18 protein-coding genes and 1 other annotated feature are annotated in these 13,584 nt (G+C 57.2%); of the genes, 11 read left to right on the forward strand and 7 right to left on the reverse strand.

Features of this window, described 5'->3' with window-relative positions:
- Positions 1-39: 39 nt before the first annotated feature.
- The 3 genes from KQI82_RS11570 to KQI82_RS11580 all read right to left on the reverse strand — a co-directional run bounded on the left by KQI82_RS11570 (position 40) and on the right by KQI82_RS11580 (position 1,419).
- Positions 40-258: a hypothetical protein gene (locus KQI82_RS11570; RefSeq protein ID WP_216632901.1), complete on the reverse strand. Its 219-nt coding sequence runs from the start codon at positions 256-258 to the stop codon at positions 40-42.
- A gap of 208 nt (positions 259-466) precedes the next feature.
- On the reverse strand, positions 467-1,282 hold the full coding sequence (locus KQI82_RS11575; RefSeq protein ID WP_216632902.1) for a DUF368 domain-containing protein: 816 nt from the start codon (positions 1,280-1,282) through the stop codon (positions 467-469).
- On the reverse strand, positions 1,240-1,419 hold the full coding sequence (locus KQI82_RS11580; protein ID WP_216632903.1) for a hypothetical protein: 180 nt from the start codon (positions 1,417-1,419) through the stop codon (positions 1,240-1,242). The genes KQI82_RS11575 and KQI82_RS11580 overlap by 43 nt, the downstream gene beginning before the upstream one ends.
- A gap of 95 nt (positions 1,420-1,514) precedes the next feature.
- Positions 1,515-1,755: a binding site (T-box leader), on the forward strand.
- Positions 1,756-1,837: 82 nt separating this feature from the next.
- Here KQI82_RS11580 and KQI82_RS11585 point away from each other — a divergent pair.
- Genes KQI82_RS11585 through KQI82_RS11595 form a run of 3 tightly spaced genes read left to right on the forward strand, consistent with a single transcriptional unit; the run spans position 1,838 to position 4,406 of the window.
- Entirely contained in the window at positions 1,838-2,839 is a 1,002-nt protein-coding gene (locus KQI82_RS11585; protein WP_216633705.1) for a methionine ABC transporter ATP-binding protein, read from the forward strand.
- Positions 2,832-3,515: a methionine ABC transporter permease gene (locus tag KQI82_RS11590; RefSeq protein WP_216632904.1), complete on the forward strand. Its 684-nt coding sequence runs from the start codon at positions 2,832-2,834 to the stop codon at positions 3,513-3,515. Before KQI82_RS11585 ends, KQI82_RS11590 begins: the two co-directional genes overlap by 8 nt.
- Positions 3,516-3,542: 27 nt before the next feature.
- Entirely contained in the window at positions 3,543-4,406 is an 864-nt protein-coding gene (locus KQI82_RS11595) for a MetQ/NlpA family ABC transporter substrate-binding protein (RefSeq protein ID WP_216632905.1), read from the forward strand.
- A 96-nt stretch (positions 4,407-4,502) separates the two neighbouring features.
- On the opposite strand, the gene KQI82_RS11600 is transcribed toward KQI82_RS11595, so the two are convergent.
- Positions 4,503-5,384, reverse strand: a complete 882-nt coding sequence (locus KQI82_RS11600; protein ID WP_216632906.1) for a LysR family transcriptional regulator — start codon at positions 5,382-5,384, stop codon at positions 4,503-4,505.
- Positions 5,385-5,487: 103 nt separating this feature from the next.
- Between KQI82_RS11600 and KQI82_RS11605 the strand changes: the two genes are divergently transcribed.
- From KQI82_RS11605 to KQI82_RS11635, 7 genes are all read left to right on the forward strand, one after another.
- Entirely contained in the window at positions 5,488-6,075 is a 588-nt protein-coding gene (locus KQI82_RS11605) for a LysE family transporter (protein WP_216632907.1), read from the forward strand.
- A gap of 196 nt (positions 6,076-6,271) precedes the next feature.
- Complete coding sequence (locus KQI82_RS11610; RefSeq protein WP_216632908.1) at positions 6,272-6,829, forward strand: RNA polymerase sigma factor; 558 nt, start codon at positions 6,272-6,274, stop codon at positions 6,827-6,829.
- Positions 6,826-7,656, forward strand: a complete 831-nt coding sequence (locus tag KQI82_RS11615; protein ID WP_216632909.1) for a hypothetical protein — start codon at positions 6,826-6,828, stop codon at positions 7,654-7,656. The genes KQI82_RS11610 and KQI82_RS11615 overlap by 4 nt, the downstream gene beginning before the upstream one ends.
- Before the next feature lie 120 nt (positions 7,657-7,776).
- Positions 7,777-8,700 carry a cysteine synthase A gene (cysK, locus tag KQI82_RS11620; RefSeq protein WP_216632910.1) on the forward strand — a complete coding sequence of 308 codons (924 nt, stop codon included), beginning with the start codon at positions 7,777-7,779 and terminating at the stop codon, positions 8,698-8,700.
- Positions 8,701-8,846: 146 nt separating this feature from the next.
- Positions 8,847-9,077 (forward strand): FeoA family protein, encoded by a 231-nt coding sequence (locus KQI82_RS11625; RefSeq protein ID WP_216632911.1) that lies wholly within the window; start codon positions 8,847-8,849, stop codon positions 9,075-9,077.
- Entirely contained in the window at positions 9,074-11,080 is a 2,007-nt protein-coding gene (gene feoB / locus KQI82_RS11630) for a ferrous iron transport protein B (protein WP_216632912.1), read from the forward strand. The genes KQI82_RS11625 and feoB overlap by 4 nt, the downstream gene beginning before the upstream one ends.
- A gap of 12 nt (positions 11,081-11,092) precedes the next feature.
- Positions 11,093-11,230 (forward strand): hypothetical protein, encoded by a 138-nt coding sequence (locus tag KQI82_RS11635; protein WP_216632913.1) that lies wholly within the window; start codon positions 11,093-11,095, stop codon positions 11,228-11,230.
- Between the two features lie 135 nt (positions 11,231-11,365).
- Here the strand turns inward: KQI82_RS11635 and KQI82_RS11640 are convergent, their stop codons facing one another.
- Together KQI82_RS11640 and KQI82_RS11645 are read right to left on the reverse strand one after the other, a co-directional pair.
- Entirely contained in the window at positions 11,366-11,686 is a 321-nt protein-coding gene (locus KQI82_RS11640) for a hypothetical protein (RefSeq protein ID WP_216632914.1), read from the reverse strand.
- A 71-nt stretch (positions 11,687-11,757) separates the two neighbouring features.
- Positions 11,758-12,588, reverse strand: coding sequence for a magnesium transporter CorA family protein (locus KQI82_RS11645; protein WP_216632915.1), 831 nt, complete (start codon positions 12,586-12,588; stop codon positions 11,758-11,760).
- 163 nt (positions 12,589-12,751) lie between these two features.
- Between KQI82_RS11645 and KQI82_RS11650 the strand changes: the two genes are divergently transcribed.
- Positions 12,752-13,171, forward strand: a complete 420-nt coding sequence (locus tag KQI82_RS11650) for a hypothetical protein (RefSeq protein ID WP_216632916.1) — start codon at positions 12,752-12,754, stop codon at positions 13,169-13,171.
- A 37-nt stretch (positions 13,172-13,208) separates the two neighbouring features.
- Here the strand turns inward: KQI82_RS11650 and KQI82_RS11655 are convergent, their stop codons facing one another.
- Complete coding sequence (locus KQI82_RS11655) at positions 13,209-13,580, reverse strand: metal-dependent transcriptional regulator (RefSeq protein ID WP_216632917.1); 372 nt, start codon at positions 13,578-13,580, stop codon at positions 13,209-13,211.
- Positions 13,581-13,584: the final 4 nt, after the last annotated feature.

A 13,584-nucleotide genomic window follows, 5' to 3' on the forward strand; every position in this document is an offset into this window, starting at 1 on the left:
CCACGGTCGACGCAGCCCCGGTTTCCCCGGTCCGCAGCCTCACTGCTCCCTTTCCCGGGGAACTCCATAGAGGTCATGTGCCCATCGGAGAATTTTTTCCTGACAGGCGACCAGCCCCTCCCCACGCAGCAGTTCCCGGAACAGGTCGTCGGCATCCATCTGCCCCTGCGCCGCGTCGTGAAACTCCGACTCAGACATCTCCGGCACCATTTTGATCCCCAAAGCGTCCACAAGCTCCAGCAGCGTCAGTTTGGTCATATCGCTCCCCCTCTCATTTTGGACTTATTTTGGCCTAAAATGGAAAACCTATGCAAAAAGCGGTTTACCTGTTTTTATGCCCATATCTCCGGTCGAGCCGGGGACGCGCCCGGAATTCAGGCCATAAGCCGCACAGCGGCCAGCATGGACAATTTTTATTTCCAAGCGGCGCTCAGAAATAAAAAGCCCTCCCCGGAGGGAGGGATATCTATTCTATCTTATCCAGCAAAAATGCGATGGCAAACCCGCCGAAAAAGCTTGCTGCCGCGCCAAGGGCTTCTCCGGCGCCGGAATAGGCCGTGGGGATGATCATCACCGTGGAGGCGATGACAATTCCCACCACGGCGTGAAAGGCCACCGGGTAATGGGAGCGGAAGAGGTAGCTCATCAGCCGGGACAGCAGCGCCACCGTCAGCACCAGGCCCGGAATCCAGGCGGTCATCACCACGATGTCCAGATTGGAAATGCCCTCCGTTAGGTGCTGGTAGAGGCCCAGGGCCATCAAAATAGAGGCCGTGGTCATGCCGGGGATCACAATGCCCAGTCCCCACAGGATTCCGCAGAAGGTATACCACCAGAAATTAGGTTCCACCTGTACAGCGGCAACATGGCCCACATAGTAGAGTCCGGCTCCCATGGTTAGGGCGCAGACCGTCAGGGCCGTCCAGGCGGGCCAGCCTCGTCCCTCTTTTCCCGCCTCCCGGAAAAGCGAGGGCATAGTGCCCACGATCAGGCCGATAAAGAGCCAGGTGGCCAGCAGCTCCGAAGCGCTGAACAGGACGGCAATCAGCTTGGCAAAGCCAAAAAAGCCCAGCACCCAGCCGATGGCCACGGGCACGAACATCCGCCAATATTTGCTCAGCCCCCGCTTGGGATGGGTCAGAATCTCCATCATGGGGCGATAATAGCCAAACACCACGCACAGTACGCCGCCGCTGACGCCCGGCAAAATCGCGCCGCCGCCCATCAGCGCGCCGCAGATCAGCCCAAGCACCCAGTTTTTTTTCTCTTTTCTGTCGCCCATAGCGCGCCTTCCCAATGTGTGATCTTTTCATTTAAAAGTATAACAGGTTTTTCCTCAGGTTTCAATTCCACCGCTGAAGAATACGGCTCTTCTCCGCTTTTTTCTTCATTTTGTGCAAAATCAAATAATTTGTACAAATTTCACCTTCCAGTTCCTGTTTTTTATGGGCAGCGCGCACAGTTGACAAATGCGTTGTTTCCATGTAAACTCTGGATCATAGCAACTGAATAGGAAAAAGACAATGAAGAGAAGAGTAGGCATTGAGATACGTTAAAGAGAGCCTCGGCCGGTGGAAACGAGGTACGGAAGGCATTGCTGAACATGGTCTTGGAGTCGCGCACCGACTGCGGAATCCGCATAGGCTGCGACGGAGGCGCCCGTCATCGCGCAGGAGTGTGCTGGCACTCTCAAAGGCCGCTTTTGTGAAGAAGCGGTGAACCAAGGTGGTACCACGATTTTGAATCGTCCTTGATGCAATGCATCGGGGACGATTTTTTATTTCACGGTCTTTGGGCCAATTCCGACACAGGAGGGATTCATTCCGTGAGTGAACCGATTATTCAGATTGAGCATCTGAGCAAGACCTTCGGCACCGGCGAGGGGGCTGTGGCTGCGCTCAGTGACATCACCTTATCCGTGGAGGCCGGGGAGATTTTCGGCATCATCGGCCTCTCCGGCGCGGGGAAGTCCACGCTGGTGCGCTGCATGAACCTGTTGGAGCGGCCCACCAGCGGCTCCGTACGGGTGGACGGGGCGGAGATCACATCGCTGCGCCCCAGGGAGCTGCGCCGCGCCCGCCAATCCATCAGCATGATTTTCCAGAGCTTTAACCTGCTGATGCAGCGCACCTGTCTCAAAAACATCTGTTTCCCCCTGGAAATCAACGGAGTCGGCGCCGAGCAGGCCAGGCGGCGGGCTCTGGAGCTGCTGGAGCTTGTGGGCCTGTCCGACAAGGCCGACGCCTACCCGGTGCAGCTCTCCGGCGGCCAGAAGCAGCGCATCGCCATCGCCCGCGCCCTGGCCACCGATCCCAAGGTGCTGCTGTGCGACGAGGCCACCTCCGCTCTGGATCCCACCACCACCCAGTCCATTCTGGCGCTGCTGAAGGATTTGAATGAGAAGCTTGGCGTCACGGTGGTGGTCATCACCCATCAGATGAGCGTCATCGAGGAGATCTGCTCCCGGGTTGCCATCTTAGACGGCGGATCGGTGGCTGAGCAGGGCCGGGTGGAGGACATCTTCTCCAATCCCACCACCGACGCTGCCCGGCGGCTGGTCTATCCCGGCGGCGCCCAGATCGAACAGTTCCCCGCCCAGCGGGTGGTCCGGGTGGCCTTCAACGGCGGCTCCGCCTATGAACCCCTGATCGCCTCGCTGGCCATCGAGTGCGGTGTGAAGGTGAACATCTTAGGCGCCGACACCCGCAACGTCAACGGCAGGGCTTTCGGCACCATGCTCCTGGGGCTTCCCGGGGATCCCAATGAGGCCGCAAAGGCCCTCTCCTATATCCGGGCCCAGCGCGATGTCACTGTGGAGGAGGTGGAAGAAAATGCTTGAGTTCTTTACCTCCGAATTCTGGTCCCAATATGGGGCTTTGCTGTTGGAGGGCACCTGCGACACGCTGATAATGGTCTTTATATCCACGGTGTTCGCCTATCTGATCGGGCTGCCCCTGGGGGTGCTGCTGGTTCTGACCCAGCCCCACGGCATCTGGCCCCGCAGGACGCTCAACCGCATCTTGGGCTGGGTCATCAACATCGGCCGAAGCCTGCCCTTCATCATCCTGATGATCGCCATCATGGACTTTACCAAACTGATCGTTGGCACCAAGATCGGCGTCAAGGGCGCCATCGTCCCCCTGATCGTCTCCGCCGCCCCCTTCATCGCCCGCATGGTGGAAACCTCCCTGGCCGAGGTGGACGCCGGCGTGGTGGAGGCCGCCCAGTCCATGGGCGCATCCACCCCTCAGATCGTCTGGAAGGTTTATCTGCCGGAGGCCATGCCCTCGCTGGTGTTGGGTGGCTCCATCTCCGTCATCACCATCCTTGCCTACACCGCCATCGCGGGCGCCATAGGCGCGGGAGGCCTGGGCGATCTGGCCATCCGGTACGGATATCAGAGAAACGTCCCCGCCATGATGCTGGCTACGGTCATTTTGCTGATCGTGCTGGTACAGCTCATTCAATCCGTTTTCAGTTTGCTGTCAGCCAAGCTTGACAAGCGCTTGAAATAATCCAAACATTTTTAAGGAGGAAATCGTATGAACAAGAAGGTATTGTCTCTCATCCTGGCCCTGGCCCTGAGCCTGTCCCTGGCCGCCTGCGGCAGCAGCAACAGCGGCAGCGCTTCCGGCTCCGGCTCTCAGTCCGGCAGCGCTTCCGGCTCCGCCGAAACCGTGGTTTTGAAGGTCGCCGCCTCCCCCACGCCCCACGCTCAGATCCTGGAGCAGGTGAAGCCCGTCCTGGCCGAGCAGGGCATCGATCTGCAGATCACCGAATACGGCGATTACGTGGTTCCCAACACCGCCGTGGAAGAGGGCGACGAGGATGTGAACTACTTCCAGCACCAGCCCTATCTGGATGAGTTCAACGAAGGCAAGGGCACCCATCTGGTCAGCGTGGCCGCCATCCACTACGAGCCCTTCGGCGTCTATCCGGGCAAGACCGCCTCTTTGGAGGACCTGCCTGACGGCGCCACCGTGGGTGTGCCCAGCGACGTGACCAACGAGGCCCGCGCGCTGCAGCTGTTGGAGGCCCAGGGTCTGATCAAGCTGAGGGAGGGCGCCGGCCTGAATGCCACGCCCAACGACATCGAGGAAAACCCCAGGAACCTGCAGTTCAAGGAGTTGGAGGCCGCCATGCTGCCCAACGTCACCTCTGAGGTGGACATCGCCGTCATCAACGGCAACTATGCCCTCCAGGCGGGCTTCTCCTCCGCCCAGGACGCCATCGCCCTGGAGGACTCCTCCTCCGAGGCCGCCCAGACTTTCGCCAACGTCGTCGTGGTGAAAGAGGGCAACGAAAACAATGCCGCCGTCCTTGCTCTGGTTGAGGCGCTGAAATCCGACGCCGTCCGCAACTACATCAACGACACCTTCCAAGGCAACGTGCTGCCCATCTTCTAAGACCGAAAGCCCGGAATTAAAAAAGAACCCGGCTCCCAATTGGTAGCCGGGTTCTTTTTTATGTAAACCAGGGAGGACGCAGCCTGCGTCAAGCCTTCATCCCCCGGCACAGAGGTTCAGAAAAAGCCGCATCAGAGGGCTGACCCACTTGTTTTTATGATACGCGCACACAGCTGTAATCGTCCGGCCGGAAAGGCTGGTCGGAATTTCCGCCAGGCTTCCGGCTTCCAGTTCCTCCTCAACGGCAAACCGGGGAAGAAAGGAAATTCCCACGTCATTTTCCACCAGGTTCTTGATGGTGGGGATGCTCCACAGCTCAATCGTGTGATCCAGACGAATGGCTTTGTCCCGCAGGTACTGTTCAAATATCTGCCGGAAGATACATCTTGGCTCATTGATAATAAGCGGCACAGGAATCCTTTGATCCGGCGTGATATAATCCGGATGCCGCGCTTTTACGCGGGGCGATGCAACCAGCGCCAGCGGATCGCTGCTCAATGGGTCTGTGACAAGGTTGGAGCCAAATCCTCCCACATCTTCATAAAATATCCCCAGATCCAGCGTCCCGCTCATCAGTTCATCCCGTATGTCGTAGCAATTCATGGACCGCAGAAACAGGTGGGCCCTGGGGGCCTGCGCGTGAAACTCCTTCAAAACAGGCGGCATCCGGTAGCACAGCTGGGTTTCCGCCACGCCCACACGGAGGTCTCCCTGGCACTGCACAAGCTCTTGTTCAAAACAGCGGAGCTTCTCCACCGAGGAAAGCACCTCGTCCACATAGGGGAGCAGTTGCTCACCCGCTTTGGTCAGCACCATTTTCCGCCCAATTTTTTCAAACAGTGTGACGGAGAGTTCCCGCTCCAGCTGCCCGATCTGAAAGGTAATCGTAGACTGAGTGTAATTCAGTTTTTCCGCAGCCCTGGAAAATCCGCCCTCTGCTACAATGGTCCGGAATGTGTTCAGATATTTCAGATCCACTTCCACACACTCTCTTCAACAAATTTGAAATAATACTATAAATATTCTAATTTTACAAAAGTATTCTTTGCTGTATTATATCCTCATAGGAGGAGGAATGCAAATGTTTTTATCAAGTGTGCTGTCCTATACGCCCTACGGCCTAATAACCGCCTTTACCCCAGGACCGAACAACATTGTGGCTCTCTATTCCATTGGCCAGTACGGCTGGAAACGGGGCAAAAATATTCTCTTTGGCATTGCCGCCGGTTTTTTCTGCGTCATGGCGCTGTGCGCCCTGTTCTGCTATGAGTTGGCCAGATATGCGCCAACCGCCGCCGGAGCGCTCAAATATGCGGGGGCCGCCTATATCGTCTATCTTGCTGTTCATATAGCTGTGAGCAAGTCGGAAGACAGCGAGGTCCGGCAGATGTCGTTCTGGAAAGGGTTCCTGCTTGAATTTGTCAATGTGAAAATCATCCTGTACGCCATTACAATCTACACCGGATATGTTCTTCCATACGAACTCAGCATGGGGTCGCTGCTGTGCCACGCGGTATGGATCACCGTTATTGGTATGGCGGGAACCTTTACATGGGCCGTGGCAGGCAGTGCCTTCCAAACATTTTTGAAGCGGCACGACCGGCCCTTCCGCATGGCAATGGTGCTGATCCTGCTCTGGTGCGCCCTGTCCATGGCTTTTGATCTGTAGGGAGTTCCCTTTCCGAGGGAAACGCCGTCCGGTATGATACCGGACGGCGTTTCCCCTTTCAGAAAAAGAGTGGATTTCCGTATCAGGTTCAGATATCATCATATTCAGCCGATGAAATTTTATCGGGAAAGGAACATCGCGGCAAAAACCCTGTCTTTATAGACAAGAGACTTTTCCAAGAGAGAGGAGGCGGAACATGGAGGACTCTCAGATTGTTGACCTTTACTGGCGGAGAGAAGAGGCGGCGATTTCAGCCACTGCCCGGAAATACGGAACATTCTGCCATCGCATTTCCAGGAACATTTTGTCTGCGGAGGAGGATGCGGAGGAATGTGTAAACGACACCTACATTCACGCGTGGAACTCCATCCCGCCCCAGCGCCCCAACAGGCTGGGCGCATATCTTGGGAGAGTTGTCCGCAACCTCTCCATCAACCTGTGGCACAAAAACCACGCGCAAAAACGGTATTCTGGCATAGAGGCGCTGCTCAGCGAGATAGAGGAGTGCATCCCGTCCCGCCAAACGGTGGAACACAAGGTGGAGGAGATTGAACTGACCGGATTTCTGAACGCATGGCTTGCGTCGCTCCCCCGGGACGACCGCATCTTGTTCCTGCGCCGCTACTGGTATGGAGAAGCGCTGAATACGTTGGAACAAGAGCTTGGGGTCTCCCACGGAAAACTTGCGAAGCGTATGTACCGGCTCAGGGCGGAGCTGCGGGAGGCGCTTGAAAAGGAGGGATATTCCCTATGAGGGAAGCTGCGTGCAAAAAGCTTTTTGACAGCTTGACAAATGTAAGTGAAACATGGATTGAAGAGGCACAGGAGCCATTTACAAAGAAAAGGAGGTGGATTCTCAACAGATGGGGCGCGGCGGCCTGCCTGTGCCTTCTCATCGCCACGGCGACGGCATTTGCTGTGAGCGGTCCCGGCACAGCGCTCATCGAATGGTTTACATCCAGGGCTGAGCCGGGCTCAGACTTCACCGAATCCGGGTTTGACCTGAGCGTGGAACTTGAAAGAGTCCCTATATCAGACCTGACGGGAGAGGTCCGGAATGCGGGAGCATTGATCGCTCAGCAGTTCAAAGACTACCGGCCATACGACAGCTGGTTCCCCGGTCTCTACCAGATCCGCTTCTCTTCCCCTGAAGAAGCATATGACTATATCGGGCTCAGTTCACTCAAACAGTTGGATTGGGATCTGGAGGAGCAGGAAACCACGCTGAATGTCTGCGGCACTCCCGACGGGCGGATCACTTCCATCAATCTGGAAACCATGTATCTGTCTGAGGAGATACGCCTCCAGTTCCACTCCCGGATCTATACCGAATTCTGCGATGAACCGCTTACCATCGGAGTCCGAACAACGGAGAGTGTTGGGTATCAGGAATCTTTTTACACCACCGCCAGCGCCAGGCGCTGCCACATCATCACCTCCTCTGCCCTGAAAAGCGGCTATCTGTGCCTGGACGGCTATCTGGTGGACGGCGGTGTCCTGTACAGCCTGCACCTTGCGTACTTGGAAGAAGACTCTGACTGGGCGGAGGAGCTGCTGCGCCAGTGGGCGGATCAGTTTTAACTTCCCAGCAAGCGCCTCCACTTTATCCCATCCGCTTTGCCTTTTTCTATCCGGTGTGCTATGATGTCTTATAATTGAAATGCCGGCTTTTTCCGCCGGAGTATAGAAGGAGCGGTTTTTATGAACGTCTGTCGCACCGTCACCGACCTGGTGGGCCACACTCCTCTTTTGGAGCTGCGGCGTTTTGGGCAGGGCCTCCCGGCCGTCATACTTGCAAAATTGGAGTATCTCAACCCCGCCGGCAGCGCCAAGGACCGGGTGGCAAAGGCCATGGTGGAGGACGCGGAGGAAAAGGGGCTTCTGAAGAGCGGATCCGTCCTCATCGAGCCCACCTCCGGCAACACCGGCATCGGCCTTGCCTCTGTGGCCGCCGCCCGGGGCTACCGCATCATCCTCACCATGCCGGAAACCATGAGCGCGGAGCGCCGGGCGCTGCTGAAAGCCTATGGCGCCGAGCTGGTTCTGACAGAGGGCTCCAAGGGGATGCAGGGCGCGGTGGACAAGGCGGAGGAGCTGGCCAGGTCCATCCCGGGCAGCTTCCTGCCCGGCCAGTTTGACAACCCCGCCAATCCGGCGGCCCACTATGCCACAACCGGACCGGAGATCTGGGAGGACACGGAGGGGCGGGTGGACTTTTTCGTGTCCGGCGTGGGCACCGGCGGCACCCTCAGCGGCGCTGGGCGGTATCTGAAGGAACAAAATCCCAATCTGAAGGTGGTGGCGGTTGAGCCCGCCTCCTCCCCCCTGCTGTCCGGGGGGAAGGCCGGCCCCCATGGCCTTCAGGGTATCGGCGCCAATTTCATCCCCGACACGCTGGACCGGAGCGTCTATGATGAAATCCTGACGGTCAGCGACGAGGACGCCTACCGCACAGGCCGTTCCATTGCCCGGCGGGAGGGATTTTTGGTGGGCATCTCCTCCGGCGCCGCCCTCTGGGCCGCGGCCGAGCTGGCCAGGCGGCCTGAGAACCGGGGCAAAACCATCGTCGCCCTTCTCCCCGACAGCGGCGAGCGGTATCTCTCCACTCCCCTCTTTTCTGAATAGCAAGCGGAAGAAGCCGGCTGTCCGCCGGCTTCTTTTTTAACGTGCAAGCATCATTTCCTTTTTCGGCGGACATTGGATTTGACTCGCCTGTAGAGCTATGCTATTCTATAGTTATATTGGGAGCTTTTTTTCTTAGGAGGAATACTATGACACTGGATCAACTTGCCATCGGCCAGTCCGCGGTCATCACCAAGGTGGGCGGAGAGGGAACGCTGCGGTGCCGGCTGTTGGACATGGGTCTGATACCGCGGACCGCTGTGACGCTGAAAAAGGTGGCACCCATGGGAGACCCCATGGAGCTGAGGGTGAGGGGATATGAGCTGACGCTGCGCCGGGACGACGCCGCAAAGATCGAAGTGGAGGCGCGGCAGAGATGATTTTTGCACTGGCCGGCAATCAAAACTGCGGCAAAACCACCCTGTTCAATCAGCTCACCGGCTCCAACCAGCATGTGGGCAATTTTCCCGGCGTCACGGTGGATCAGAAATCCGGTGTGATCCGCAGCCACGGGGACTGCACGGTGGTGGACCTGCCCGGCATCTACTCCATCCGCCCCTACAGCGGGGAGGAGATCGTCACCCGGGACTTTCTCCTCAATCAAAAGCCCGACGGCATCATCAACATCGTGGACGCGACCAACATTGAACGCAACCTCTATCTGACGCTGCAGCTCATTGAGCTGCAGGTTCCCATGGTGCTGGCGCTGAACATGATGGACGAGGTCCGCTCCGGCGGAGGGACCATCGATGTGAAGAAGATGTCCCAGCGGCTGGGGATTCCCGTCATCCCCATCAGCGCCGTGAAAAATGAGGGCATTTCAGAACTCCTGGACGCGCTGCTCCATGTGGCCAGGAACCGGATCCGCCCGGCCGTCACCGACTTTTGCAGTCAGGAAAGCGCCGTCCACCGCTGCATTCACGCCGTGTGCCACCAGATTGCCGACCATGCCGAATCCGCGGGGATTCCCATTCGCTTTGCCGCCACCAAGCTCATCGAAGGGGACGGCGACATCGTGGAGCGGCTGCACCTGGCCCAAAACGAGATCGAGCTGACGGAGCATTTGGTGGTTCAGATGGAGATGGAGCACGGGATGGACCGCAATGCGGCCCTGGCGGATATGCGCTACGACTTCATTGAATCCGTCTGCCGGGACACCGTGGTGCGCTGCCACGAGAGCCGGGAGCGGGCGCGCAGCGAGAAGCTGGACAACCTGCTGACCCACCGGATTCTTGCCATCCCGCTGTTTCTTGGCATCATGCTCTTTATTTTCTGGCTGACCTTTGATGTGGTCGGCGCCCTTTTATCCAACCTGCTGGCCTCCGGCATCGACGCGCTGACTGCCTGGACCGACGCCGGCCTGAGCGCGTATGGAATCAACCCGGTGGTACATAGTCTGGTCATCGACGGCATCTTCACCGGCGTGGGCAGCGTGCTCAGTTTTCTGCCCATCATCGTGGTGCTGTTCTTCTTTCTCTCCATCCTGGAGGACACGGGGTATATGGCCCGGGTGGCCTTTGTGATGGACAAGCTGCTGCGCCGGATCGGCCTTTCGGGCCGCAGCATCGTCCCCATGCTCATCGGGTTCGGCTGCTCCGTGCCAGCCATTATGGCCACCCGCACCCTCTCTTCGGAGCGGGACCGGAAGATGACCATCCTCCTGACGCCCTTTATGAGCTGCTCCGCCAAAATCCCCATCTACTCCGTTTTCACCGCCGCCTTCTTTCCCCGCCACCGGGCGCTGGTGATGATCGGCCTGTACGTCACCGGCATCTTAGTGGGTATTTTAGCCGCCAAGGGGTTTGGAAAGACGCTCTTTCGCGGCAACCCCGTGCCCTTTGTCATGGAGCTCCCCAACTACCGCTTCCCCTCTCTCAAGAGCGTGTTCCAGCTATGCTGGGAAAAGGCCCGGGACTTCCTCCAGCGGGCCTTTACCGTGATTTTCGTGGCCACGCTGATCGTGTGGTTCCTCCAGACCTTCGACACCCGTCTCAACGTGGTCTCCAACAGTGCCGACAGCCTGTTAGCACTGGTGGGCCAGTTCCTTGCCCCCCTCTTTGCCCCGTTGGGCTTTGGGGATTGGCGCGTTTCCACCTCCCTGATTACCGGCTTCATCGCCAAGGAATCCGTCATCAGCACCTTGGGCGTTCTTTTAGGCGGCAGCTCCAATGTGTCCGCCGCCATCGCCGGCCTCTTCTCCACGGTAACCGCTCTCAGCTTTTTGGTGTTCACCCTGCTCTACACCCCCTGCATCGCGGCCATTTCCGCCGTGCGGCGGGAGCTGCGCTCCGGCTGGAAGGCGGCGGGCGTGGCCCTGTTCCAGTGCTGTGTGGCCTGGATCGCCGCCTTTTTGGTCTACCACGCGGCGCTGCTGCTCTTTTGAAGGGAGGTTCTCTTGGGTATTTTAGACTACGGCATCCTGCTGCTCTTGTTCCTTTGGCTCATTTACGCCCTCCGTCCCCAGAAGCGGAGCTGCCGCGGCGGCTGTGAGGGCTGTTCCAAACACTGCGGACACAGTCCCCAGTTCAAATAGGAAAAGGCTCCACCGACATAAGCCGGTGGAGCCTTTTTCAACTTCCAATCACCCATAAATATGGATGTTTAAAAACAGTGAAATCCCAGCCGTTACAGCAGTTGAGGTTTCACATGGTTTTTACTTCATCAAAACTCACTTACTTGCTTTGCAAAATACTCTGCCGATCGCGCTGCCAACCAAAGTTATTACCGCATAAACAACTATATAAATCCACGCTGTTTCATTGTAAAAAATAGGAATTGTTGGCGCAAACAAAATCACTGCCGCAACAGTGAGCAGTAAACCACTCCCTTGTCTAATCCCATACACAAAAGAACAGAAAAAATCAATCAAGGGGATAACGCATAGCATCATCAACATACCTGACCCTGTATCGTTGATAAGCAAAGGTAAAACATAAAAATCGACTGCCAAAGCAGCAATGTAGGGTATCAATCCAAATAGTTTCTTCATACTGACAGCCTCCAAGAAATTTTGATTGTAAGTTCTTCACTCATCAATGCTCATGTGGAACTGGCGCCTTCTCAAAACCATCTCTTCTTTTTAAAGTACCAGATCAGCACCGCGCAGATCAACAGGCTGCACAGGATGAAAACCGGATAGCCATAGGGCCAGGACAGCTCCGGCATGTTCTTGAAGTTCATCCCGTACCATCCCACCAACAGCGTCAGCGGTAAAAATACGGCGGTAATCACCGTAAAAATCCGCATCAGATTATTTTGCTCAATGTCAATCTGGGACTGATAAGCCTCCCGCATCTGCGTCACGTAATCCCTGAGATTCAGCACGCTGCCCCGGTACCGCTCCGTCCGGCTGGCAAGGATCGCAAGGTGGCGGACCGCGTCTTCCGTCAAAAGACAGTTGTCATTGGCCGTCAGATTGTCTAAGATGGCGGCCAGCTGCTCATAATACCTCTTCAGACGGAGCAGCTCCTTTCGGTACTCCACGATCTTGTCCAGATAGTCCCGCCGGGAGCTCTTCAGGGCAGCGTCCTCCGCATCGGTGATCTCCCCTTCATATTGCTCCAGATGGGCAAGATCCTCCTGCAGAAGGCCCAGGAAAAAGCGGTACAGCGCCCGCTCGTTGCCCTCCCCCTCCGGGAGCAGGTCCCGCACCTTTTCAAATGCCTTTTTATCCTCGCAGAAAAAGAACAGGTTCTCCCGGTCCAGATAGATCAAAATGCGGGAGGTATCCGTTCCCGCATAACTCACATCGTACCAGTCAAAGGCCAGCAGGTCATAGTCCGCCATGCCCTCAAATGTCACCACCTGGCCTGAGCGGATATGCTCCGCCACCCGGTCATCCATGTCAGAGGAGCAGGCCTCCAGCTCCTTTGTGTACAGAATCTTCTGCATCGGCGCGCCTCCTATCTCTTCTGTTGTGATTTTATCACATTTTCCATAAATTACAACCGCCTGTTGGACTCCCTCTTATCTCCAATTCCTTCCGGTTGCATAAGCAACATGTATTTTCCCCGACGTGTGCTAAAATGAACACATTCCGGAAAGGAGGCGTCATATGGAAAAAGCCTGCGCCGGCTGCGGAGCCTGCAGCCATCCGCCCCAGTTCCCCCAATTCCATCCCGGCCGCCCACCCGTCCCCATCTGCCGCCTGAGCGGAGAGCAGGGGGCCTTCGACAACACCCACCTGCTGATAGCCGCCTCCTGCACCGCTTACGCCTGCTGTGAGTTCCACCAGCGCTTTGTCCGCAGCCGCACGGTCCTGATCGGCTGTCCCGACGCGGACCACTCCGACTATCTATCAAAGCTCAGCGCGGTGATTGCCGAAAACGATATCAAGACCATCACCCTGGTCCGTATGGAATCCGCCTGCTGCGACGCTTTGGCCTCGGCGGTCAGGGCCGCGCTGCGCGGCAGTGAAAAGTTTATCCCCTGGCAGATCATCACCCTTCACCCAGACGGCTCCGTGGCGGAGTGAAAAATAAAAGCCAGCCTGCTGAAGCAGGCTGGCTTTCTCATTTCCGCCCTTTCAACGCATGCTCCTTGATCTTACGGAATGTTTCGTCACTGAGATCGTGTTCCACCTTGCAGGCGTCCGCCGCCGCCACCTCAGGATCCACACCCAACCGGACAAAAAACTCCGTCAGCAGCCGGTGGCGCTCGTAGATCCGCTCCGCAATCTCACGTCCCGACGGCTGGAGCCAAATGGACCCGTCGCCGCTGATTTCAATGAAGCCGCTCTGGCGCAACTTCTTCATCGCCACACTGACGCTGGGCTTTGTAAAATTCAGCGCGTTTGCCACATCGATGGAGCGTACGGAGCCACCCTGCTCCTCCAGCCTGAGGATGGCCTCCAAATAGTTCTCGGATGATTCATAAATATTCATAACC

The organism is Dysosmobacter acutus (assembly GCF_018919205.1).
In the GTDB taxonomy this organism is placed as follows: Bacteria; Bacillota; Clostridia; order Oscillospirales; family Oscillospiraceae; genus Oscillibacter; species Oscillibacter acutus.